The organism is Rhodococcus sp. 5A-K4, from assembly GCF_046097995.1.
Lineage (GTDB): Bacteria > Actinomycetota > Actinomycetes > Mycobacteriales > Mycobacteriaceae > Rhodococcus_F > Rhodococcus_F erythropolis.
Window position 1 is genome coordinate 51,412 of sequence record NZ_JBJURM010000015.1, and the last position, 23,333, is coordinate 74,744.

At 61.0% G+C, this 23,333-nt stretch carries 16 protein-coding genes; 6 read left to right on the forward strand and 10 right to left on the reverse strand.

Annotated features, from left to right (window positions below):
• Positions 1-128 precede the first annotated feature (128 nt).
• From ACKAMS_RS19800 to ACKAMS_RS19825, 6 genes are all read right to left on the reverse strand, one after another.
• On the reverse strand, positions 129-1,910 hold the full coding sequence (locus ACKAMS_RS19800; RefSeq protein WP_408989414.1) for a Wzz/FepE/Etk N-terminal domain-containing protein: 1,782 nt from the start codon (positions 1,908-1,910) through the stop codon (positions 129-131).
• A complete protein-coding gene (locus ACKAMS_RS19805; protein WP_408989415.1) occupies positions 1,907-3,322 on the reverse strand; it encodes a hypothetical protein in 1,416 nt (471 codons plus the stop codon). The genes ACKAMS_RS19800 and ACKAMS_RS19805 overlap by 4 nt, the downstream gene beginning before the upstream one ends.
• Positions 3,319-4,122, reverse strand: coding sequence for an SGNH/GDSL hydrolase family protein (locus tag ACKAMS_RS19810; RefSeq protein WP_024488192.1), 804 nt, complete (start codon positions 4,120-4,122; stop codon positions 3,319-3,321). The genes ACKAMS_RS19805 and ACKAMS_RS19810 overlap by 4 nt, the downstream gene beginning before the upstream one ends.
• A complete protein-coding gene (locus tag ACKAMS_RS19815) occupies positions 4,119-5,555 on the reverse strand; it encodes an oligosaccharide repeat unit polymerase (protein ID WP_408989416.1) in 1,437 nt (478 codons plus the stop codon). Before ACKAMS_RS19815 ends, ACKAMS_RS19810 begins: the two co-directional genes overlap by 4 nt.
• Positions 5,552-6,856, reverse strand: coding sequence for a hypothetical protein (locus tag ACKAMS_RS19820; RefSeq protein WP_408989417.1), 1,305 nt, complete (start codon positions 6,854-6,856; stop codon positions 5,552-5,554). The genes ACKAMS_RS19815 and ACKAMS_RS19820 overlap by 4 nt, the downstream gene beginning before the upstream one ends.
• A 192-nt stretch (positions 6,857-7,048) precedes the next feature.
• The gene (locus ACKAMS_RS19825) at positions 7,049-8,308 is read right to left on the reverse strand and encodes a hypothetical protein (RefSeq protein ID WP_283383913.1); all 1,260 of its coding nucleotides are present in this window, start codon (positions 8,306-8,308) and stop codon (positions 7,049-7,051) included.
• Between the two features lie 382 nt (positions 8,309-8,690).
• On the opposite strand from ACKAMS_RS19825, the gene ACKAMS_RS19830 reads away from it, so the two are divergent.
• Genes ACKAMS_RS19830 through ACKAMS_RS19855 form a run of 6 tightly spaced genes read left to right on the forward strand, consistent with a single transcriptional unit; the run spans position 8,691 to position 14,332 of the window.
• Positions 8,691-10,082, forward strand: a complete 1,392-nt coding sequence (locus ACKAMS_RS19830) for a glycosyltransferase family 4 protein (RefSeq protein WP_408989418.1) — start codon at positions 8,691-8,693, stop codon at positions 10,080-10,082.
• The gene (gmd, locus tag ACKAMS_RS19835; RefSeq protein ID WP_133727855.1) at positions 10,079-11,116 is read left to right on the forward strand and encodes a GDP-mannose 4,6-dehydratase; all 1,038 of its coding nucleotides are present in this window, start codon (positions 10,079-10,081) and stop codon (positions 11,114-11,116) included. The genes ACKAMS_RS19830 and gmd overlap by 4 nt, the downstream gene beginning before the upstream one ends.
• A complete protein-coding gene (locus ACKAMS_RS19840; RefSeq protein WP_133727856.1) occupies positions 11,113-12,093 on the forward strand; it encodes a GDP-L-fucose synthase in 981 nt (326 codons plus the stop codon). The genes gmd and ACKAMS_RS19840 overlap by 4 nt, the downstream gene beginning before the upstream one ends.
• Entirely contained in the window at positions 12,090-12,626 is a 537-nt protein-coding gene (locus ACKAMS_RS19845; RefSeq protein ID WP_283383915.1) for a DapH/DapD/GlmU-related protein, read from the forward strand. The genes ACKAMS_RS19840 and ACKAMS_RS19845 overlap by 4 nt, the downstream gene beginning before the upstream one ends.
• Entirely contained in the window at positions 12,623-13,744 is a 1,122-nt protein-coding gene (locus ACKAMS_RS19850; RefSeq protein WP_029255882.1) for a glycosyltransferase, read from the forward strand. The genes ACKAMS_RS19845 and ACKAMS_RS19850 overlap by 4 nt, the downstream gene beginning before the upstream one ends.
• A gap of 33 nt (positions 13,745-13,777) precedes the next feature.
• Entirely contained in the window at positions 13,778-14,332 is a 555-nt protein-coding gene (locus ACKAMS_RS19855) for a YdcF family protein (protein ID WP_029255883.1), read from the forward strand.
• Between the two features lie 14 nt (positions 14,333-14,346).
• Here the strand turns inward: ACKAMS_RS19855 and ACKAMS_RS19860 are convergent, their stop codons facing one another.
• The 4 genes from ACKAMS_RS19860 to ACKAMS_RS19875 form a co-directional block, all read right to left on the reverse strand.
• The gene (locus ACKAMS_RS19860; RefSeq protein WP_060939761.1) at positions 14,347-15,828 is read right to left on the reverse strand and encodes a sugar transferase; all 1,482 of its coding nucleotides are present in this window, start codon (positions 15,826-15,828) and stop codon (positions 14,347-14,349) included.
• 320 nt (positions 15,829-16,148) lie between these two features.
• A complete protein-coding gene (locus tag ACKAMS_RS19865) occupies positions 16,149-16,985 on the reverse strand; it encodes a MazG family protein (RefSeq protein WP_259121050.1) in 837 nt (278 codons plus the stop codon).
• A gap of 7 nt (positions 16,986-16,992) precedes the next feature.
• Positions 16,993-20,619, reverse strand: a complete 3,627-nt coding sequence (gene mfd, locus ACKAMS_RS19870; protein ID WP_031331022.1) for a transcription-repair coupling factor — start codon at positions 20,617-20,619, stop codon at positions 16,993-16,995.
• 128 nt (positions 20,620-20,747) lie between these two features.
• The gene (locus ACKAMS_RS19875; RefSeq protein WP_113683192.1) at positions 20,748-23,333 is read right to left on the reverse strand and encodes a glycosyl hydrolase 2 galactose-binding domain-containing protein; all 2,586 of its coding nucleotides are present in this window, start codon (positions 23,331-23,333) and stop codon (positions 20,748-20,750) included.

Here is a 23,333-nt window from a genome sequence, read left to right on the forward strand (position 1 = left end):
CTTCGATACTCACCCGTTTCCGTTTTCGAGCATCGGCGTTCACCGAATCAGCCACCCCTTCTCACACACGGCCTTACGACGCAATGTCCGGTGAGTTGACATCCCGAACCTGGAAATCGAATTCCAATTCAATTCTGCTGCACAGAATCCGAAGCTTGCGTGGGGTGACTCGACATGGAATCGGAATCGCCGCTTTCACCAGGTGATCTTACCTGCCGCTCATCGGTCGGCAACTCGTCGCTCGACCGGTTTACCTTCGGCGCGACTTTCGTCCGGAGCATCGAGCGCGGGATCGCCACCGTGGGACTGTCCAGATCACTCCGCGTGTAGCGCTCTTCGGTCTCTGCCGGCTCCCATTCGTCGAAATCGATTCGCACACCGTCGGCAATAGATTCACCGGAATCGGCCGAATCATGCTTGTCCACTTCATTCTTCCCGGTCGAGCCCATGCCCGGTTCTGTATGGACCGAATGCACAGCGGCTCCCCGTTCGACGGGGGGCCACGCGCCGACTCGTTCATTCGATGCATCATTAACCGGAGGCTCGCTCGGCGAAGGCTTGTCGACCACGCTCACTCGGCTGCGGCCCTTGACCGAGCCACTACGTCCGGCACCCGTCAGCACAGCACCCAACAAGTTCGCGCCGGCAGCGCGCAGAGTGGCCACTGCCCCTTCCACCTCGTCCACCGACGAAATACTCTGTGTTGAAACAAGAACCACACCGTCGACGACTGAGCCGATCACAGTCGAATCGGTATAGAGCGATAAAGGTGGGCCCACGACGATCGTGTATTCGAAATTCTCGGTGACCTCCAAAAGCACCTCGCGTGCTGAGACCGATGCGATGGCGTCACCGGAATCGGATCGTATCGAGCCGGCGGGCAGCAGGGTCAATGAGCGACCAGGTACCTGAACGAGCGCGTCCACGAGCGGAATTGCGCCGGCAAGAACGTCGGAAAAGCCGGCTGCCGGTTTCATCCCCAAGTATGAATCCAAGCTCGGCGACCTCAAGTCACCGTCCACCAACAGTACTCGACGTCCCGCTTCGGACAGGACAACCGCGAGATCGGCTGCGATGCACCCCGCAGGCTCCGAGTACCGAGGCGAGGCGATAAGGACCGAACGGATCGCGTCGGCACTCGGGCCGGCGAACTCGATACCTGTCCTGAGCTTGCGTATCGACTCGGCATAGGCGGTCGCGCCGTCGGCGGGGAATGTCAACGCGTGAGATCCCCGCGAAGCCGATTCCGGAACTGTCGCCAAAATCGGTACACCCGCAACGGCCGAGAGCATGGAAGCGCTTCGAACGGATCGATCGAGCCGCCCGAGGAGCACCCGGACGCCGACGCCGACGACCAGGCCACCGACGAGGCCGAACAGGGACGTCATCACGAGATTCGAACCCCCACTGGCATCTTCAGCGTTCGCCTCGGTGACCACCTGGACAGACGTATTCGGACGTCCACCACCGTTAGGGGTCTCCAACTGCCCGACATATTGTGCAAAATTCTTCGCATACGCATTGGCGATACCAGCCGATCCTTCGGCCGTCGAATCCGTGACAGAGACCTGCAAGAGCACAGTTTTCTCCACTGCTGCCGCCGAGACCTGCGAGGCCAACTCGTGTCCGCTCATTGGAAGACCCAGGTCGTCGATCACCTTGACCGCGAGATCGTCGCTCGAAAACAATTGGGCATAGGTCGCCGCTCGTTGTTGAGAAAACAGATCGCCCTGATAGGCACCGGCCGAGTCGGCGCTGATCGGCGAGCCGATGAACAGCACAGTTGTCGACGTGTACGAAGACGGACTCGAAATGGCCATGAAAGCACCGAGGATCAAGCCGAACACCGCGAAGACAGGTACTGCCCACCCCCGCCTCAGGATTCGCGCGGCAGAGCTGAGTGCATTCATGTGTTCGCCTTTCTTGGAGACCGCTGTGTGCGTGTGTCTCCGTCGCGCCGTGGCGTGTGACTTGCCACCGAGTCAGTTGTTTCGGGCCGACCGCCGGGCAACACTGCCCCTCGCTGCCCTCGGCGTGTGGTGGTCAGGAGGACCGAACCTTCGATTTTCGCACCTGCGATTTCCAGATCGTGAATCTTCGTCATCAAGTCCTGCCTGTTCGTCGAATGAGACTGAACGACAAGGATTATCGAACGACACACCTTGGCCAATCGGCTCGAGTCAGCGTACTGCGTCCCGCCGGAGTCGAAGACAACCACAACGTCGAACCTGGCACTCAGATCTCGCAACATGCGTCCGAACGACTCCGACTCGAAGACTCGCTCGGGAGTTTCGGTCGGCGAACCGCTCCGGAGGAGGGTCGGCTGCAGCGGTGTCGAGATCAGAACATCGTCGAGGACGCTGTCCGACATGACGATGTCGGTGACCCCCAACTCGATATGAGCACGCGAGGATCGGAAGTTGCAGTCGACGAGAACCACCGAATACCCCAGAGCGCAAGCAGCATCGGCGATACCGCCAGCTGCGAACCTGCTGATCTCCCCCTCGTCGGCAGCGGTCACGAGCACAGGTGATACCGGCGTGCCTGACCCGATGAGATCTCGGTTGAACTGCAGTCTCTCGAAAGAACTTCTCGATGCCGACTGAGCACCTTCCTCGGCGGACAGTCCCCTGTCACCGAGGTACGGGATGGACTCGAGCACAGGTAGACCCGTCCAGGCCGCCAATTCGTCGACACCCTGAACTGCTCTCGACCTCGCAGCAGCCAAGATCACACCAGTCACTCCAACCATCGATCCGACGACCAACCCCAGAAGAAGGTTCGGAATCGTCTGCGGGCCAGACGGGCTCGTCGGTGCTGACGCCGTGACGACAGTCAGCGGCTGAACCGTCGGGATCAAAGTCCCACTCGGCGTCTCGAGCCGCCGGATCGTCTCGTTCATCTCATCCGAAGCCGCGTTCGTCAGTTGCAGCGCCCGATCTGCACTGTCGGCGGTCCCAGAGATTTCGAGCAACACGGTGTCGGGCACAACGCGAACCGAAATGCTCTCGACGTCACGAAGACCACTCTCGCCCAGACGACTTGCGACACGGGCCGAGAAGTCGGCACCTTCCGCCAGACGCGTGTACGTACCGGCTCGTTGCTGCGAGAACTCGTCACCTTGGAAAGGGCTCGAATCGGCATTGCCCAGAGTGGTCGGTGTTCCCCACCCTGGCGTGGTGAGAAAGAGTTCGGTCGAGGACTTGAAAGTGGTCGGCGTGAGCATTGTCAACAGAACGCCTACCAGCAGGCCGAGCACTGTCGAGATGCCGACGACAATCCACCTGTCACGAAGGACTTCGAAGAAACGGGACGGGTTCATCGGAGAATCCCACCATTGGGCGCGCCGTCGCGAATCACACCGGAGGCAGTCAGCGATTCCACCAGCTTCTGAGCAATCACTGCATTCCCCACTGCATTCGGATGTACACCGTCCTCGAATTTCAGTGATTCGAGGTCGACGTCGGCGTACCAACCGTCTGCAACGGGATCGATCACGGTCGCGGCAACCGATTCCCCGTAACTTCGCAGCGCTGACACGAATTGCTCGTATCCTTCGTACGGCACTGGTGTGACGTATGTCGGCACGATGATCACCAGACGCGCATCCGGCCATGCATCCCGGACGGCGTCGATGTACGACGTCATGACGGGAAACAAATCCATCGGACTCATGTGCAGATCGTTTCGCCCACCGTCCACGAAAATGATGTCCGCTCGATACCGCTCGATCGACACCGGTAGTCGATTCGCGAATCGTGTTGTAGTTCCCTGATACTCCGGTGCGCCGTCGTTGGCGAAACCGGTGCTTCCCTGTGCATCGACATTGCAGTCCCACCCCATCCGGACGCAGATGATTCTCGGGTACGCCCCGAGCCCGATTCCGTTGATGCCCGCAGTGAAGCTGTCGCCGAACCACATCGATGCCGGCGCTGTGTCCGGCGGCAACTGAGGAACCGTGGTCGCTGAGGTGAGGGCGGACCGGCCGTTTTCGGCAGCCGAATTCTGACGCACGGCCAGCGTCGTCGCACAGACGACCAATACCACCAGTAGAGCAAGACCCACGAGTTCCAGCGGGCGACGGGCAGAGATTCTCGACGAGAATCGGCTCGTCCGAGTCATCGAGTCGCCTCCCGTCGTGAGACGAAGAATGCACAGCCGATGATGACGAGGAAGTACGACATCGCTTGCAGCAGTGACCCTCTGAGAAGAATGATCAGGTAGAAGGGCAGGATGCAGGCAAGAATCGTCGGCGCCCTGGACTGGCGCAGCGACATTTCGATTCTTCTGTCCTGAATCCCTGCGATCAGGCCCAGAGCAACCATTCCGGCTATCAACGCGATCCACCCACCGTTGACGAACAACTCGGACCACAACGGCGCAGAAAGGTTCTTGACCGTGTAGTTGCGGCTCTCCGCGAGCAGGATGCCCGTGTCCGTAGCTTTGCCGGGCCAGATGGTCCGCGGAATCCAGAAAAGAACAACTCCGAGTGCCTGCTTGCCATCGGTAACCCCGTGCGTATTCACAAAGTTTACGGTGTTGTTGACCTGTGCAAATGCGTCGTAGTCCGGAGACGTGAGCGATTCGAGTGGCGAGCTTGTCTTGAACTGTGCCGACGTGCTGTACCTGAACGCATCGGCGAGCGGAAAGACCAGGACAAGTGCCGCCACGGCAAGCAGGGCAACCACACGGAATCGAACGCGGGTCGCGAAGAGTCCGAAAAGTGCCGCCACGGCGAGTGCTGCAGTACCGAACAGATACCTCGCACTCGAGATCGGATTGAACGTCAACAACAGCACGGCTCCGAGCACGATGGCGCAGAGAAGAAACAGACGATCCGCTCCGGGATTCTGATCACGGTATTTGACCACCGCGATGAATGCGACGAGCAAGGACATCATCGCGACGGCGCCGATGATGCTGGCGACCGTGGATTGCCCCAGCGAAGCACTCGCCTGCTCCACCACGGCACTTCGGCTCGACAGAAGCGTCCCTACACCGAGTTTCTTGATGTAGTACGCGTTGGCGACCAGGGCGCAACCGGCAAGAATCAAAACCCGAACGGGATCCACACGCACGCTCGTGGCGTTTCCCCATCGCGTGTCTCTGATTCGACGCCAGACCGCACCGGAGAACACTAATCCCACCAGGAAGCCGACGATCCCCAGAAGGACGATCGAGACCGCCGTTGAGTTGAGGGACGGATCCACTCGCGGCGTCGTAGGAGGAATCTCTCGCAGGCGGAGCTGAGCAAGTGGTGCAAGACCCATGAAGACATAGGTGAAGACCCAGAACGACATCTCGACGAGCCGACGAAAGCCCTCGCCGACAATCCACGCGTAGCGCAATCCCGAAATCGTGGTGACGGCAAGTACCGCCATCCACACGCGCCCTGGGGGTGTCGGAGTGAACTCGACGACTGCGAAAGGCACGATGATCACCATGATCACTGCGGTCCAGATCGCAATCAGTGGTGGCATCAACGAGTCTCGCCGATTGACGTCGAATTCCGCGAACTCGTGAGGCTTTGTCCGCCCGCTGGAAATTGTTTTCACGTGGTCGTCCCGGCCAGTGCGCCTGTTCGTGTTCGGCGCAGGTCGCCGGGTTCGGAACGATCAACAGTGGACGGCACGATCGCAGGGCTTTCGCGGCCAGAGTGCTTCCGTTGGGCAGCAATCACCAGGCAGACTGCGACCAGGATGGATGAGAGCGCCAGTCCGATCGCGACTCCGACCGCGGTTCCGGTGAGGGCTGCAGCCGCACTGCAGATGACAATTGCCGTGAGACTCTGGATGATTCGCAGTTTGAGCAGTCGTCCACTGGCTCCTTGAGTGCGGTAAAGATTGTAAACGCCCGCTATCCAACAGATCGCCGCGTACTCGAGTCCGAGAAACGGCAGGACATGGCGCGCCTCGGCCCAGGACTCTCCGAGAACGACCCGGCCGAGTGAATCTGGAAGGAAGGGAGCGGCAAATCCGATCGTTGCCGCCATCGCGGATGTGAGCCACGCTGCATAACGCAGTGTGCTCCACACCTGGCGCGCGGTGTGGCCGGCACGAACGGATTCGGGAATGACGATCAGTGGAAGCGAACTGATCAGCACGGCGAACGGACCCAGGACGGTCACTGCACCGCGCAAAGACGCGGCAGCCACCGTTCCGATGAAGGCTGTGGACACCGCGACGATCACGATTGCGGCCAGTTGGTCGATACCGCTCTCGAATCCGAACCGGATTCGATGGGTCCAGAACGACGCCCACCAGCGATACAGACCAGTCAGTCGCGGTAGCGTCTGTACGCGAATCATCAGGTAAACGAGTGCAAGCGCTCCGGCGAGGGACCACAGCCAGATCATCTCAGCGATCGAAAGTGCCTCTGGTCGAAGCCAAGTCACGACAAGCACACCGAACGCCACACTTGCCCACAACGCGTCGCTGAAGAACGCATGTTCCGGTTCTCCCATCGACATCGCGGTGAACCTCAAGGCATCCTGCGCGAGGACAACCGGTGCGGCGACGGCGTATGCAATCCCCACCTGCGGTTCGTGCAGGAAAACAGAGACTCCGAGGGCAACGATCCCGACTACGATTCCGAAGAAGGCCGCACCCGAGATCGCATGTCTGCTCTCCGTGCGAATCCTGTTGCGGCTGTATGCACTCATCAACAGCAGCGGTGTGCCCACTGCGCCTCGAACGAATCCGAGCGCAGCCGTGAGGATGGAGAAAACGAGGATCGCCAGACCGAACTCACTCACGGACGACGGGCCTGCCATCGCGAACAGAATCAACGCGTTGCTGACACTGGACAGCACCTGATCACCCGCGCTGAACAGCACGCGCAGTTTGAGACCCGCCACGTCTCTCACCTCCCCCCTTGCGCTCGCCGCATTCCAAGACTTCGATGTTCCGCGACCGAGATTTCAAGACCGAGATCAATTTGAAACCATCGGTCGGCTCAGTTCACTCAAAACAGTCTATAGGATTGTTTACTGCGAAGTAGCCGAGGAGTACGAAGTGCCTGCAGACGCACCGTGGGACGCAGGTTTCCGCTATCGCTCGCCGAAGTGAAATCCTGTTTCCATCGTGACGTCGGCACCCGACAGGCCAGCGGCAGTCTTCACCGCCGCCATCAGTGAGGCCTTCGCGACATGTCCACCGGAATGACTGAACGTGCAATCGGAGACGTTCCCAGTCGCCCGAATGTTGATCGACAGCGCGTTCGGGGCGTAGGTCTGCATGCCACCGGAGTACACGAGTCGGCCATCCAGCTTCGCATACGGTCGATCGGCTGGGAGACGAAAACACGACATACTGGTGGTCAGAGGCTGTTCCACAATCTCGTCACCTTCGCCGGACCCACCGCTGGATCCGTGCCTGTAGTCAGCTGCGCGCGCAACCACCTCGCCTACTGATCGACGGATCAGCGCCTCACCCGACCGAATTCGCGACGACAGTTCACGCGCTACGTCCGCAGGGTCATCGACCGACCAATCGGCCCGAAATGGTATGTGACTGAACGCATTCCCATCGGTGAGCCCGAGAACCGGGGAATACGAGCGAAGGTCCGCCACCACGTGATGACTCTCGTGAGCCCCACGTCGCAACGCGGCGAGTAGTGCGCAGTAGAAGTAGACCGACGGCAATTTGCGATCAGTACTGCCCTCGAGCCGGGCGAAATACCACCACGCGCGCGAATCCAATGCATCAATGCCCGACTCGTCCGGGCGAGCAACAGGACGCGGAACCTCCTTCCGCATAGCGACAATCTGCCGTATCGCGCCGAAAGATGCTTTGGGACGAGCGACGGACATCCGAAGTCCGCCCTCGACGATCCTGCGCGCAGTCAACGGCCGCCGGTCCTGACGATCGGGCGCATAGTCAGGACTCAACCCACTCAATGCCAGAAAGAGTCGTTCCGACTTCGGCATGAACACGGTCTCGTCACCGAATCGGTGCGAGTAGATCAGTCCGAGCATTCCGGCACTTACGACCAACACGATTGTCGACGGGTCGACGAGGCGACTGTTGTGGAAGAAACTCACGAAGACCTTGTTGAATTCGTCGACATCGACGGTGTCGAACTCGTCGGGGAGATCGCCTGCCACGTCGTCGAGCACCAGATGCTCGGGTTCGATTTCGGATTCATCGACTCGGCGCACCAGCACGACGCGCACACGGATGTCGTCCGCGGGATCGAAAACATTGCTGATCCACACCGAAATCGCGTCGTCGACTACTGACGGTACAACTGTCGCAAACGCCTGCTGAGTATTACAGCAGTAGATGTTCCCCCACGGATCAGACCTCATCATTTCCCCTCTGCCGCCGAATACACAACAAACCGCAAGACGGTCAAAATGCGATCGAACATTCACGCAGACCATTGCATGAGCACAGAATTGCACATGGTGCGAGAGCGCAGAATCTGGACCCGCCCGGACGCACACCACCCACCTCGACGCAACTATCACCAGAATCACATCCACCCAGTTATTTTTCGGCTAAATCAGTCGTCCGGACGGTTGCATGTCGGAATCCGCCAGGGCGATTCGCCCATTTTGTCGAGTCCATCCAGCTGACCAGGTTGATAAACCGCCCTACTGGCGCTTAAATAGCTTGAATAAAACCGTTTGACTGTTTAACGCGCATTTTCCCAACCGGAGGTTCGTCATCAGTACACAGACCGACCAGATGCACGAGCACCCTGTCGACGATTCGGCGACTCCCGAGTTACCGACAAGTGCCACTGTCGGCTCGCTGAACATCACAATCCTCGGCATCAACTACGCGCCGGAAACCACGGGGATAGCTCCGTACATGACGGACCTTGCCGAATCGCTCGGTGAGCGCGGACACGAGGTGCACGTTGTCACCGGGTACCCGCACTATCCGGCATGGGAAATCGACGCTTCGTATCAGGGACGGTCGATAGACGAGGTCGTGAACGGCGTTCATGTTCACCGACGCCGCCACTTCGTGCCGAACCCACCGAACGCATTGGGACGAATCAAAATGGAGCTGAGTTTCGGCGCACGTGCCGCCAGCTCCGGGTGGAACACACCTGATGTGATCGTGTGTACCAGTCCGGCATTGCTGGCCACTGCGATGGTCCTCGGACGTGCTCGGCTGACGCCCAAACGTCCGGCCATCGGGGTCTGGGTCCACGACTTGTACGGACAAGGCGTCGTGGAGACCGGCGCGATGACAGGCCGCAGTGCCCGCGCAACGTCGAAGCTCGAGGCGGCTGTCGTGAAGTCCGCCGACGGAATCGCCGTCGTCCATGACCGTTTCGTCGACCACGTCGTCAACGAACTTCACGTCCCACGCGAACGAGTCACCGTCGTTCGGAACTGGACGCATGTGGCACCGATCGATGTGGACGATCTCACCGCCGCACGCACCAGATTCGGGTGGTCGCCCGACGAAACCATAGTTCTGCACACCGGAAACATGGGCGTGAAGCAAGGTTTGGAGAATGTGGTGGAGGCGGCTCGACTCGCCGACGAGCAGAATCTGCCCATCCGATTCGTTCTGGTCGGCGACGGCAATCAGCGACCGAACCTCGAAGCCGCGGCAGTGGGAGTCGATCGAATCGACTTCGTCCGTCCACTCGACGACCAGGACTTCCGTACTGCCATGGCCGCCGCTGACGTTCTACTGGTCAACGAGGCACCCGGAATCGTCGGGATGGCAGTGCCGAGCAAGTTGACGTCGTACTTCAGCAGCGGTACCCCGATCGTCGCCGCGACCGACGTGGCATCCACGACTGCTGACGAGATCCGTGCTTCCGGTGCCGGCGTCGTCACGCAGAACGGCGATCCCGCCGGCCTGCTCACCGCGGCCCTACAACTCGCGGGCGACGCGGAGACCTCCGCCAGACTTGGCGCCGCCGGGGTCCGGTACTGCGCTACCGCGGTCGGTAAAACCGCGTCCATCGACAAATGCGAACAGTGGATCCGCGACCTGGTGGCCGGCCGGAGTAAGCACGCGAGCCACTCGGAACAACACGTCACACATCTCGACGCACATCTCGACTCGGATCCGAAGACGACGAACACAGACAAGGCAGCTGACGCTCGATGACCAAACGCGCACTCATCACAGGGATCACCGGACAGGACGGTTCCTATCTGGCAGAACTGTTGTTGGCCAAAGGTTATGAAGTACACGGATTGATCAGACGCGCATCAACTTTCAACACGTCACGCATCGATCACCTCTATCAGGACCCTCACGAACAGGGTGCACGGCTGTTCTTGCACTACGGTGACCTGTCCGACGGCGCACGACTCGTCACGCTCTTGTCGAAGATCGCACCAGACGAGGTGTACAACCTCGCTGCGCAGTCGCACGTGCGGGTCAGCTTCGACGAGCCCGAACACACCGGCAACACAACCGGAATCGGGTCTATTCGTTTGCTCGAAGCAGTCCGCATGTCGGGATTGCAGTGCCGTTTCTACCAGGCTTCGAGTTCGGAAATGTTCGGAGCCAGTCCGCCTCCACAGAACGAGGACACCCCGTTCTATCCGCGATCGCCGTACGGTGCTGCGAAGGTGTACTCGTATTGGGTCACCAGGAACTATCGCGAGGCCTACGGAATTCACGCAGTGAACGGGATCCTCTTCAATCACGAGTCACCCCGCCGCGGTGAAACATTCGTCACGAGAAAGATCACGCGTGCAGTCGCACGGATCCAGGCCGGGATCGAAGATTCGCTGTACCTGGGCAATTTGGACGCGGTAAGGGACTGGGGCTACGCACCCGAGTACGTCGAGGGTATGTGGCGGATGCTTCAAGTCGACGAACCAGATGACTACGTGTTGGCCACTGGAGGAAACTTCACGGTCCAGGATTTTGTCGTGGCCTCATTCGAACACGTTGGTCTCGACTGGCAGAAGTACGTCAAATTCGATCCTCGTTACCTTCGCCCGACAGAGGTGGACGCTCTGGTCGGCGACGCAGGCAAAGCCGAGGACAAATTGGGCTGGAAAGCGACAGTACAGACCCCAGAATTGGCTCGAATCATGATGGACGCCGACATCGCAGCATTGGCACATGCCGGCACACCGTGGATCGACACGCCACATCTCCCTGATTGGAAGATCTCGCTCTCATGATCACGACGAAATCGATTGCACCTCTTGATCGCAGCGCCCCGACATACATCGCCGGACACAAGGGGCTAGTGGGATCCGCGCTGTGGCGCAAGCTCGAGCAGAGTGGCTTCACCGACCTGATCGGCCGCACATCTGCCGAACTCGATCTGCGAAACCGCGCAGACGTGTTCGCCTTCTTCGAAGCCACCACACCGTCGTGCGTTGTCTTGGCTGCCGCGAAGGTCGGGGGAATCGTCGCGAACAACACATATCCGGTCGACTTCATCTCCGACAACCTCCAGATCCAGACCAACGTGCTCGACGCAGCGCTGCGGCACGGCGTGCGTCGATTGCTGTTCCTCGGGTCCTCGTGCATCTACCCGCGCCTGGCACCACAGCCGATCACCGAAGATCAATTACTGAACGGCCATCTCGAACCGACCAACGACGCATATGCGATCGCCAAGATTGCGGGAATCATCCAGGTCCAGGCCGTTCGCAGGCAGTTCGGGTTGCCCTGGATCTCGGCGATGCCGACAAGCCTGTACGGACCCGGCGACAACTTCTCGGAGAATGTTTCGCACGTACTTCCTGCGATGATCCGCCGTCTCGACCAAGCCAAGAAGGATGGAGTTGAATCCGTCACGAACTGGGGTTCTGGGAGCCCACGTCGAGAATTCCTCCACGTGGACGACTTGGCCGACGCACTCCTTCACCTACTCGACACCTTCGACGAGTCCGGACACATCAACGTCGGTACCGGTCACGACGAAACCATCAAAGATCTCGCAAACATTGTGGCCGAAGCAGTCGGATACGAAGGCCGAATGGACTGGGACACAAGCAAGCCCGATGGTGCACCGCGCAAACTACTCGACGTGTCCACACTGATGGCCACCGGTTGGCAACCACAGATCACAACCCGCGAGGGCATCGAGTCGACCGTTGCCTGGTATCGCGAGCACGTACGGGACTCGTCTGCAGCGGTCCGACTGTGAGCACAATCCGCACTCTGTCCGGATTCACCGGTGCCGGATACGACAAGGGACGCGGTCCGCTGGTTCAAATCTCCTGGCTCGTGATTTCCGGTGTACTGCTTTCTCATTGGTGGTGCCCCAACGGGATACGCGTTGCAGTTCTCCGGCGGTTCGGTGCAGACATCGCCGACGGGGTCCTGATTCGGCACCGCGTCCGTATCCACTGGCCGTGGAAGCTCACGGTCGGAGCAGACTCGTGGATCGGCGAGGGAACCTGGATACTCAATCTCGAACCCGTCACGATAGGGGCGAACACGGCTATCTCGCAGGATGTCCTCCTGTGTACGGGCAGTCATGATCACCGAAGTCCCACATTCGAGTTCGACAATGCCCCCATCGTCATCGGCGACCAGGCATGGATCGCCGCCCGCGCGACGATACTCCGAGGTGTAACGATCGGGGACAACGCAATCGTCGGCGCGACGGCTTTGGTGACGTCCGATGTTTCCGCCGGAACCACGATGTTGGCGCCACGGGCCGGCACTGCACGATGAAGATACTGCAGATCGTCACTCTCTTCTCACCGGACGCCGCTTACGGAGGGCCTATCCGGGTCGCCCTCAATCAGTCGAAAGCATTGCAGGACAATGGCCATGACGTAACTATCGTCGCAGGTGAGCGTGGGTACGCGGTGCCCCCGACACGCGAGCAGGGTATCGCTCTGAAATTGTTTCCGGCGCGAACCGTGATCCCCAAGATCGGGTACGCGGGAATCGGCGCGCCGTCGATGCTTGTGTGGCTTCGCAAGCACATCCGAGAATTCGACGTCGTGCACATTCATCTCGCGCGCGACCTGGTGACCCTTCCTGCCGCCAAGTTGGCTCTTGCATACGGCATTCCAGTTTTCGCACAGACTCACGGGATGATCGACGAAACAGACAAGCTGCTGGCAAGACCGTTGGACGCTGCTCTCACGATCCCGGTCCTCAAACGCGCACGGACAGTGTTCTATCTCACCGAACGAGAACATGCAGACCTGCAGTCCGTTGTCGGAGACGGTCGCCTCAACTTGGTGGAACTCAACAACGGGATTCCGGAGGCGGAAGACCTCGAGTCGCCGCCTGTGGACAGATGCGACCCGCCCGAGGTCCTGTACCTCGCACGATTACAGGCAAGAAAGCGACCCCAGGTCTTCGTCGAAGCCGCAAAAGAGTTGTTGGACAGCGGACACACGGCGCACTTTTCGATAGTCGGACCGGATGAGGGCGAAGCAGAAGCCGTCAACCGACTGATCGACCGCTCCGGGCACAGCAGTGTCATCCGGTACGAAGGCCCACTTCCGTTCGACAAGTCTGCCGCACGATTTCGTCAAGCCGCGGTATACGTCTTGCCCTCCGTGAACGAGCCGTTCCCAATGTCCGTACTCGAAGCGATGGCCGCTGGACTGCCCGTAGTCGTCACCGACACGTGTGGCCTCGCACCACTGATTCGCGACGGTCGCTGTGGCCTCGTGATCGACAACGCCACCGAGTCACTGACTGCGGCGATCTCGTCGCTCTTGAAGGATCCCGTCGTCGCAGCAGAGATGGGCGCCCGCGCGCGAAATGTTGCTCGCGAACGACTAGGAATGCCTGCCGTTCGTGCGGTGCTCGAAACCCAGTACGGGCTCTGAGCGGCTCCCACATCTGCACTACAGGAAGTAATTGTGAAATCCACTCGCCCCAAGGTCCGTCGACGCATACTCGTTCTCAGCGGGATTGTCGGCGGACTTACTGCAATCACTGCCGCCGGCTGGCCGGTCTACGTCGATCCGGTGATCGACACACCCGAAATGGCCGACGCGATAGTTGTTCTCGGCGGTGATCACGACGGCAGAGAAGAGTACGGACTGTCCTTGGCCGAGCAGGGCTACGCGCCCCAGATCATCTTTTCGAATCCGTATCGAAGCAATGATCCGAAGATCAACGCGATATGCGAGGGAACCTACGACTTCGAGGTCAGCTGTTTCAAGCCAGATCCGTCGACCACGCGTGGTGAAGGACAGGAGATTCGGCGTCGCGCAGAGGCACAGGGATGGAAGCGCGTCATCGTTGTGACCTTCGTTCCCCATGTCTCTCGCAGTCGCTACATCATCAACCGTTGCTGGGACGGTGACATCGACGTAGTCGCGGACCCCCGACCACTTCCGGTCTGGGTCTGGGCCGCGAACTACGTGTGGCAAACCGCCGGGTATGTTCGCGCCCAGTTCCAGGAATGCTGACTGCCTCTGGCCGGTCAGTACGCTCCGTCACTCCTGAGCACTGCGGATACGGTCTTGGTGATGATCGAGATATTCTGCGCCGCAGACCAATTCTCCACATACGACGAGTCGAGACGAACAGATTCTTCCCAGGAGAGGTCACTGCGACCACTTACCTGCCAGAGACCGGTGATGCCAGGCTTGACCAGCAGGCGCCGGGCAACCTCGTCGTCGTACATCTCGACCTCACGCCGCAACGGCGGCCGCGGACCGACAACGCTCATCTCGCCGCGAATGACGTTGAAGAACTGTGGTAGCTCGTCGATGCTCAATCGACGAAGGATCTTGCCGACGGACGTGATTCGTGGATCCTCCCGCATCTTGAACAACACGCCTCCCGCGCCTTCGTTGTCCCCCATCAGATCGACAACCTGCTGATCGGCGCCTTCCACCATGGTACGAAACTTCAACATAGGGAACGGTTTCCCGTTGAGGCCGATGCGTTCTGCCTTGTAGAACACCGGGCCTTTCGACGTGAACTTGACCGCAGCGGCGGCGGCGACCATGACCGGCGCCACGAGGAGGATCATCAGCATCGAGAACACCGCGTCGAAAACAGCGGGCGCAAGCCGGTTGGCGCCCTGGTAGCGCGGTCGCGCAACGTGAATCAACGGGAGTCCTGCTGCCGGGCGAAACATCAAGCGAGCCTTCGACACGTCGGCTACGACCGGTGAAACCACCATGTCGACGCCCTCGGCTTCGAGGTCCCACATCAGCTTGCGTATGCCCACCTGCCCGAGGTCTTCGGTTCCGGTGACGATGACGGTGTCTGCGCCGCTTGCGCGCATCGCCTCGACCACCTCGAACTCGTTGCCCAATACCGGGACCGCTGCGCCGTCGACGACGATGTGATCGTCCAGCGCGGTCGCCCGACGCGGAATGCACGCTCCCACAACGTCGTAGCCTGCCGAGGAGTCCCGCACGAAGGCTCGCGTAGTAGCAACGACGGACGCGTGTCCACCGACCAACAGCACCGAGTTGCGGCAATCCCCGCTCGCACGCTTCTTTCGAATGTCGCGTCGCCAGAGGTAGCGCCCGAGAAGCAGCGCAGCGAGCCCGACGGGCAGTGCGATCATGAGATAGCTACGCGCGATTCCTACGCCGAGAATGATCCCGGCCAATGCGCCCACTCCGAAGACTTGGCCGGTAGCGAGCAGCACCTTCTCGTACTCGTCGCTGCCCTCGCCCAGCATCGACTGATGACGGCTGCGTCCGCGTGCGAGCGCGATCATCCACAGCCCTCCCAGCGCTGCAGACGCAATCACCTTGAGTGGTGTCAGCCACTCGATCGGATGCGGCCACATGCTGCCGATCTGTGCGAGCGCGATCACGAACAGAACCGTGATCGAATCGCTCACGGCAATCCGCTTCCGGTATGCCCGACGCCAGTCGGTGCCGACATGAGCGGAATCCTGCAATGCTGCCGACCGGCTCTCCACCTCAGCATGAACGCTCATTTGCCATCAGTCCTTCTAGTCATTCGAATGACTTCAGCGGGTCGAACGGATTCAGCGGATCGCTGATCGGTAGCCACTGCGAGCCTCCAGGTACGGCAACACCCCGCCGGTTGCCGTACCTCGCTGCTCGCAGTGCAGAAACGAACCGTCATCGGACCCCCCTACATAACTGCCGATCAAAGGCCACTTCGTGCGACAAAACGACCCAGTGTTGCTCATTTCGTACGTAAACATACCTTAGGTTTGTTTCAACTGCACTCACCGAGTCCAGGCTATTTCCCGGTTGCCAGATGATTACCGGGCAATTACGTCAAAGTGGGCTAATCCTCCACGTTTTGGAAACGTCTTCCCTCACGAATCCGAATGTCGGCGATCAGCATGTCCAGGGCGCCCAGGAGTGCAGTGTCGGCGCGTCGGCACTGTTCGATCAAAGCTTCCAGATCAGCTTCGTCGGCGCTTTCGATCACACCGGCTTTGGCGGCCCTGCTCAGTACTTTTTCGGCGAGGAGCAACGGCGGCTGCGACCGAGCGATGCCGTCCATGGACGACGCGCGCGCCTTCTCGGCAGCCTTCAAAGCGTCCCACGCCCGCTCTTGCTCAGCGATGTCGACCACTCCGGAACTGACCAGGTGCGGGCTGCGGTGCACAAGTTTCGCGATCAATGCGCCGGCCACGTCGTCCAATTCGAAAACGTCGTGAGATTGAGCGATCCGCGAGTGGAACAACACCTGGAGCAACAGATCGCCGAGTTCCTCACGGAGATCGCTCTCGTCGTCGCTTCGAATCGCGTCGAGTACCTCATAGGTCTCCTCGACGAGGTAAACCGACAGGCTCTCGTGCGTCTGGGTCGACTCCCAACCGCCGCGATTCCACAACCGGTCCATGATCGACGCCGCTTCCACCAGTCGATCGCCGTGAATGGGTTCGGCGCGAATCATCTTTACCCCAGCGGCAGACAACGCCTCGATCTTCGGCTCGGCGGTGTCCATCATCACAGTCACCGCGGCGCCGGGTGTCGTGGCCGGCAATGCGCCGCGTACCGAGTCGGGAACGTCCGGGTCGATATCGATCGCGCCGGACAGGAACGGGAGCGCCTCCAGCGGAAAGACATGCGGCCGCAGAGGATCGAGCAGTACGACGACGGGCGATTCGTTCACCGTGTGCTCACGCCTCGACCAGGACGGCACCGGCGGCGCGCCCGTCTATCGCCAGGATGAAGTCCGCGATGTACTGAAGTAGTTCGACGTCCCGCAGGCGATCCGAGCCGACTCCGCCGGTGCGAGGCAGCGGGAGTTGCACGAGCCCGGTCGTTGCCCGGTACTGCGCGCTCGGATAGATCCTCTTGAGCCTGATCTGTTTGGAATCGGGCAGTGACATCGGCGAGATCTTGAGCTGAGTTCCGGTGACGGCGACTTCCTCCAGTTGGTACTCGCGGCAGAGCAGTCGAAGCTTGGCCACCGAGATCAGCCGTCGAACCTCTTCGGGCAGTGGGCCGTAGCGATCGACCAGTTCTTCGACTACGGCAGCGATGCCGTCGGAATCAGTTGCCGCAGCGAGCTTGCGGTACCCCTCCAACCTGAGCCTGTCACTGGTGACATAGTCGGGCGGGATGTGCGCGTCCACCGGTAGGTCGATCCGGACTTCCTTCGTGCCCTCGTCCATGGTGATCGGTTTGCCGTCGGCTGCAGCCCGGAAGGCTTCGACCGCCTCACCGACCAGCCTGACATACAGATCGAACCCGACCCCCGCGACGTGGCCGGACTGCTCTGCGCCCAGAACGTTTCCGGCTCCACGGATTTCGAGGTCCTTCATCGCGACTGCCATACCGGCGCCGAGGTCCGAATTCTGCGAAATCGTTGCCAGTCGGTCGTATGCCGTTTCGGTCAACGGCTTTTCGGCCGGGTACAGGAAGTATGCGTATCCACGTTCACGACTACGCCCGACGCGTCCGCGAAGCTGATGCAACTGCGAGAGGCCAAGCGAGTCCGCACGTTCGACGATCAGTGTGTTCGCGTTCGAGATGTCCAGACCGGTTTCGATGATCGTGGTACAGACCAACACGTCGAAGTCGCGTTCCCAGAAGCCCTGCACGGTCTTTTCGAGAGTGTCCTCGTTCATCTGACCGTGCGCGACGACGACGCGAGCCTCCGGGACGAGTTCACGGATCTTCTTGGCTGCCTTGTCGATCGAGCTGACACGGTTGTGTACGTAGAAGACCTGACCGTCGCGCAGAAGTTCACGCCGGATGGCCGCGGCAACCTGCTTGTCCGCATACGCGCCGACGTAAGTGAGGATCGGATGACGTTCTTCCGGTGGTGTGAGGATCGTGGACATCTCGCGGATCCCGGCCATGCTCATCTCGAGAGTACGAGGAATCGGGGTAGCCGACATCGTCAGGACGTCGACGTGGGTGCGTAGTGCCTTGATGTGTTCCTTGTGCTCGACTCCGAATCGCTGTTCCTCGTCGACGATCACAAGCCCGAGGTCTTTCCAGCGAATACCGGTCTGCAGCAACCGGTGAGTACCGACGACGATGTCGATCTCGCCTTCGGCCATGCCGGCGATGATTTCCTTCGAGTCCTTGGCGTCGGTGAAACGGGACAGCCCTCGCACCTTCACCGGGAACGACGCCATTCGTTCCGTGAACGTCTGAAGATGTTGCTGTGCAAGCAGAGTCGTCGGGACCAGTACCGCCACCTGCTTGCCGTCCTGGACTGCCTTGAACGCGGCACGAACGGCGATCTCCGTCTTGCCGTACCCGACGTCACCGATCACCACCCGGTCCATCGGAACCGGCTTCTCCATGTCGGCCTTGACCTCACTGATGACGGTCAACTGGTCGATGGTCTCGGTGAAGGCGAATGCGTCTTCGAGTTCCTTCTGCCACGGCGTGTCCGGGCCGAACGCATGCCCCGGGGCCGCCTGACGCGCAGCGTAGAGCTGAACCAACTCACCCGCGATCTCACGAACCGCCTTGCGGGCCTTACGCTTGGTGTTTGCCCAGTCGGATCCACCGAGCTTGCTCAGCGCAGGCAACTCTCCACCGACGTACCGGGAGAGTTGATCGAGCGATTCCATCGGGACGAACAGACGATCACCCGGGTGACCACGCTTGCTCGGCGCGTACTCGATGACCAGGTATTCACGACGCGCCCCGCCGATGGTGCGTTCGACCATCTCGACGAACCGGCCGATACCGTGCTGATCGTGCACGACCATGTCCCCGGCAGACAGCGCGAGGGGATCGACCTGATTGCGGCGCTTGGCCGGCAAGCGCTTTCCGTCGCCGACCGCAGCAACGCGGTTGCCCGTCAGATCGGACTCGGTGACGATCACCATCCCCGGCGTCGAGTCGTCGCCGGCGAGTACCAGTCCGTCGTGCAGAGACCCGCGGAGCACCGCGACCTGTCCGCGGGCAGGGGTCGCTCCGCCATCGAGCATCTTGGCGGGCACTTCGGCTTCACCGAGTCGCTCGACGACTCGGCTTGCTGTGCCGGCGCCTGCCACCACGATCGCCGCGCGACCGCCCGTGCTCACATGTGCCCGGAGGCTGACGAACAGCTCGGCCAACAGGTCGTCGGAACCACGTACCTGCGGTGCCGCCTGAACCGGGATTTCCAGTTCTTCACCATTTCCCGACGCCAGCGGGCTGACCGTCCACCACGGACGGCCGGCAGCTTCGGCAGATTCGCGAACATGACGAAGCGACCGGTATGCGGAGGCACCGAGATCGACTCCCCCGCCGTTGAGGATCGACGTGTCGAGCGGTGCAGCGCCGCCGATCGACGCCGCCGTCCACGATGCTTCCAAGAATTCCTGGCCGGTGCGCACCAGGTCGGTGGCGCGGGTGCGCACCTTCTCCGGATCGCACAGAAGGATGTGTGCCCCTACCGGAAGGACATCGGAAAGTAGTTGCAGTTCACCGGGTTTGAGAACCGGGAGCAGAGCTTCCATCCCCTCGACGGGGATGCCTGCCGAGATCTTGTCCAGCATCTCGACCAACGACGCGTCAGCCTGATTCTCAGCAGCGAGTGCCGCAGCTCGATCGCGAACATCAGCTGTCAGAATCAGTTCACGACACGGCGGCGCGATCACGGAATCGACGTCGACGTCCGGTAGCGAACGCTGATCGGCGACAGAGAAGTACCGAAGCTCCGATACCTCGTCACCCCAGAATTCGATACGTACCGGATGATCCGCCGTCGGCGAGAACAGGTCGAGAATGCCGCCGCGGACCGCGAACTCACCACGCTTTCCCACCATGTCGACACGGCTGTACGCCATCTCCACCAGGCGAACCAGAACAGAATCGAAATCGATCTCGGTGCCGACGCGCAACGTGATCGGCTCGATCTCGCCAAGACCCGGCGCCATCGGCTGAACGAGAGAGCGCACCGTGGTCACGATCACCCGAAGAGGCGAGCCGTACGAGGCGTCGTCTGGTCTGGCGAGTCGGCGCAGTACCTCCACCCGTCGCCCGACGGTGTCCGCGCTCGGCGACAGTCGCTCGTGCGGCAATGTTTCCCACGACGGGAACTGCGCGACGCCTCCACCGAGCATCTCGGTGAGTTCTGACGTCAGATCGTCGGCTTCGCGACCGGTGGCCGTCACCAGCAGCACCGGAGTGCGCGCGGCAAGTGCAGCGGCGATGAATGGTCGAGCCGGCTTCGGCGCCACGATGTCCAGGGCAGGCGCACCGATCGAGTCGATCACTGGAGTGAACGCGGCGTCTGCGAGGGCGACCTCGGCGAGTCCAGCGAGCGCAGTCTGGGCAGAGGACAAGGAAGTCAACGAACGCACTCCTGAACAGTGATGACGGGTTGCGGACGCACAGCCCGAGCGCAAGATCTCCACCGAGGCAGAGTTGTGCGCCGGTTCGATTCTATCGGTGCGCGATCTCGCAGCGCAGTCCGATCTGTTCAGTTTCCCGTAACGCTCGGCTTCTTCGTCGTCCGCTTGGCCGGTGAAGATCGGGTGGCCGGTGCGCTCGGCGGTGCCACGGCCACGCTGGTGTGAGAGTTGAGCGCCCGAACCCGGCCGATTACCTTCGTTGCCTGGCTGGTTCTCCGTAGACATACAGTCCTGCGACCGTTCGGCGCGAGGTGGAACCAGGAGTCTTCGGGCTCGAAGCCCTGCAGTTCGAGGGCAACGTATTGGGCGGAAGCATCCGTCGAGACGTCGACTACCCACTCTTCGTCGCCGACGTTGCGCGCCGTGGCGACAAGTCCGACCGACCGCTCGAGGGGCCGTGCCGGACTCCCCAGGAGGTGCACCACTTCGTCCACCATCTCGCCGTCTTCGTCTTCGAGCGTGACGGTGACGGCGTCGTATGTCCGCGCCCCGAACTGAAAGACGTGAGTGAGGTCGGTGAAACGGCCGACAAGGCTGTCCACGGACCAGGTCAGACTCGAGTGCGATTCCACCTTGACCGGTAGCGCGACGTCGACTGGGACGACACCTGACCGACTGTGCGCTCGAAACCTGATCTCGCCGACGACAGGTTCGGCAGTCTCGTTGATCGCGTCGAGCCTCAGTCCGTCCATACCGTCGTCCGTGACGAGGAGCGCGATCGGTTTGGCGCTCCTACGGAGCACGAACCACGGAGCCTTGGGGCTGCCGCTCCAATCGAGGACCCCCCATCCCGGCCCGGGCTCCAGGTCTCGCAGTGCGAGTGTCAAGGCGCCGTCGCACCGAGAATCCGGGCGACGCCAATAGCCGAGCGTCGAGGCGAACGCCTCACATACGGCTGCTCGCCCCAGGTCGAGATAGCGTTCCGGGTCGGACCACCGGACTTCACGAGCGTCTTCGCCGAAAAGCGCGTGGACGTAGTGATCCCGAACATCCTCGAAATCCCACGACGATCCGTTGTCCCGCGGCACCGCGGCTTTCCATGCCGGGTGGTGCCCTGCGACGGCGAGCGAACCGAATTCGTTCTCGATCACGGCATTCGACGGTGGAATCGAAAATGCCAATGATTCGGTCGCAAAACGTACTCGCGCGCTGAGCACGTCGGCCAGTGGACGACGATAGGCACCCACCCCGAAGTAGTGAGCGACCCCGCTTCCGACATGCGTTGCCAATTGCTCTCCCCCGCGAGGCGCCGAGGGCGACGACGTCACGTATTCGAGTTCAGGTGCCACCGCCGAGATCAGCTCCGGCAGTCTCGAATGAATGAGCGGGATGTGTTGATCGACCAAGCCCAGCATGGTCGGCTGCTGTTCGGTCTCGCTGCCGCCGCAGAAGACTGCCAAAGCGGGATTTCCACGCACTCTGTGCAAGAACGCGGTGACCTCTGCTGCGACGAGTTCGAAGAATTCGTCGGTATCGGGCGGATCAAGCGTCGCCAACATCATGTCCTGCCACACGAGAATGCCCAGTCGCGCGCATTCCTCCCAGAAGTGGTCGCTCTCGTAGACCATCGTCCCCGGGATTCGAATCATGTTCAGGCCCGCCTCAGCCAGGCGTTCCAAGACACGAGTGGTGCCGGCGTCGTCTTGAAGCGAGATCGGGTCGGTCGGCACCCACACCGAACCACGGCAGTACACCCGGATGCCGTTGACATTCAAACGGAATCCACCATCGGATCTGTCGGCCTCCACCGTCCGGAAGCCCACTGAACCGAGATGCTCGGAGACTCCGATCGTTTCTATCGTCACCGGATACGTGCGAGGAGCGCCATGAGTGTGCGGCCACCACAACTGCGCGTCCGGCACTTCGACGACGCCGGACACCTCGAGGAATCCGTCCGGTCCGGCAATTACAGCCAATTGTCGCGAGTGTTCGCCGACGCGCACGGTCACGTACTCCAGCGAGGCCGGCAATCCGGTGAGCCGAGCGCTGACGGCAACGTGACCGGTTGTGCCGTCAACACTCGCGTGCTTGACAGCCGAGACTACGGCGGCAACTCCCTTGTCCAACAACCGGATACCCCGCCACGGTCCCACCGGTACCGGAACGCCACTGAATACGGGAGCCATACCGAGCATCGTGGTTCGGATCCACCGAAGACCCTGTTCACGGACCATCGACGAGCGCCAACGTCCTCGAGGACGCCTCGATCTCAGAATCGCGGACAGAGAATGAAAATGAATAGCGACCTGGACGCGTTTACCAGCGCCGACTACGGCCGGAATGCTCACTTCCCCAGGCGTGAACATGGATTCAGTGGACGCGACATGGACGCCGCCGATCCAGACATCGGCAAACGCCGTCACACCGTCGAACTGGAGCAGCCACGACCCCTCACCGGTCGTGGCCACGGTAGTCACGAACCACCAGTCCGATGATGCAACAGACGATGATGAAACCGACGACGATGCAACGGACTTCGTGCGTCCGGCGTCCGTTTGCGCCGCCTGTATCGCACCAACGACTGTCCCAGGCACAGACGCTGCGACCCACTCGGTCACGGTTTCGAGGGCATCCGGATCAGATATGGATCCGGGTTCGGTTGCAGCGCATCGCCATATCGCGCCGGCCAGCAGGTCTGCTGACGAACGAGGCAC

Bases quoted from the DNA above. Each gene is read 5' to 3' on its own strand.
- ACKAMS_RS19800 (WP_408989414.1), bottom strand. From the start codon at position 1,910: ATGAATGCACTCAGCTCTGCCGCGCGAATCCTGAGGCGGGGGTGGGCA.
- ACKAMS_RS19805 (WP_408989415.1), bottom strand. From the start codon at position 3,322: ATGAACCCGTCCCGTTTCTTCGAAGTCCTTCGTGACAGGTGGATTGTC.
- ACKAMS_RS19810 (WP_024488192.1), bottom strand. From the start codon at position 4,122: ATGACTCGGACGAGCCGATTCTCGTCGAGAATCTCTGCCCGTCGCCCG.
- ACKAMS_RS19825 (WP_283383913.1), bottom strand. From the start codon at position 8,308: ATGAGGTCTGATCCGTGGGGGAACATCTACTGCTGTAATACTCAGCAG.
- ACKAMS_RS19830 (WP_408989418.1), top strand. From the start codon at position 8,691: ATGCACGAGCACCCTGTCGACGATTCGGCGACTCCCGAGTTACCGACA.
- gmd (WP_133727855.1), top strand. From the start codon at position 10,079: ATGACCAAACGCGCACTCATCACAGGGATCACCGGACAGGACGGTTCC.
- ACKAMS_RS19840 (WP_133727856.1), top strand. From the start codon at position 11,113: ATGATCACGACGAAATCGATTGCACCTCTTGATCGCAGCGCCCCGACA.
- ACKAMS_RS19850 (WP_029255882.1), top strand. From the start codon at position 12,623: ATGAAGATACTGCAGATCGTCACTCTCTTCTCACCGGACGCCGCTTAC.
- ACKAMS_RS19860 (WP_060939761.1), bottom strand. From the start codon at position 15,828: ATGAGCGTTCATGCTGAGGTGGAGAGCCGGTCGGCAGCATTGCAGGAT.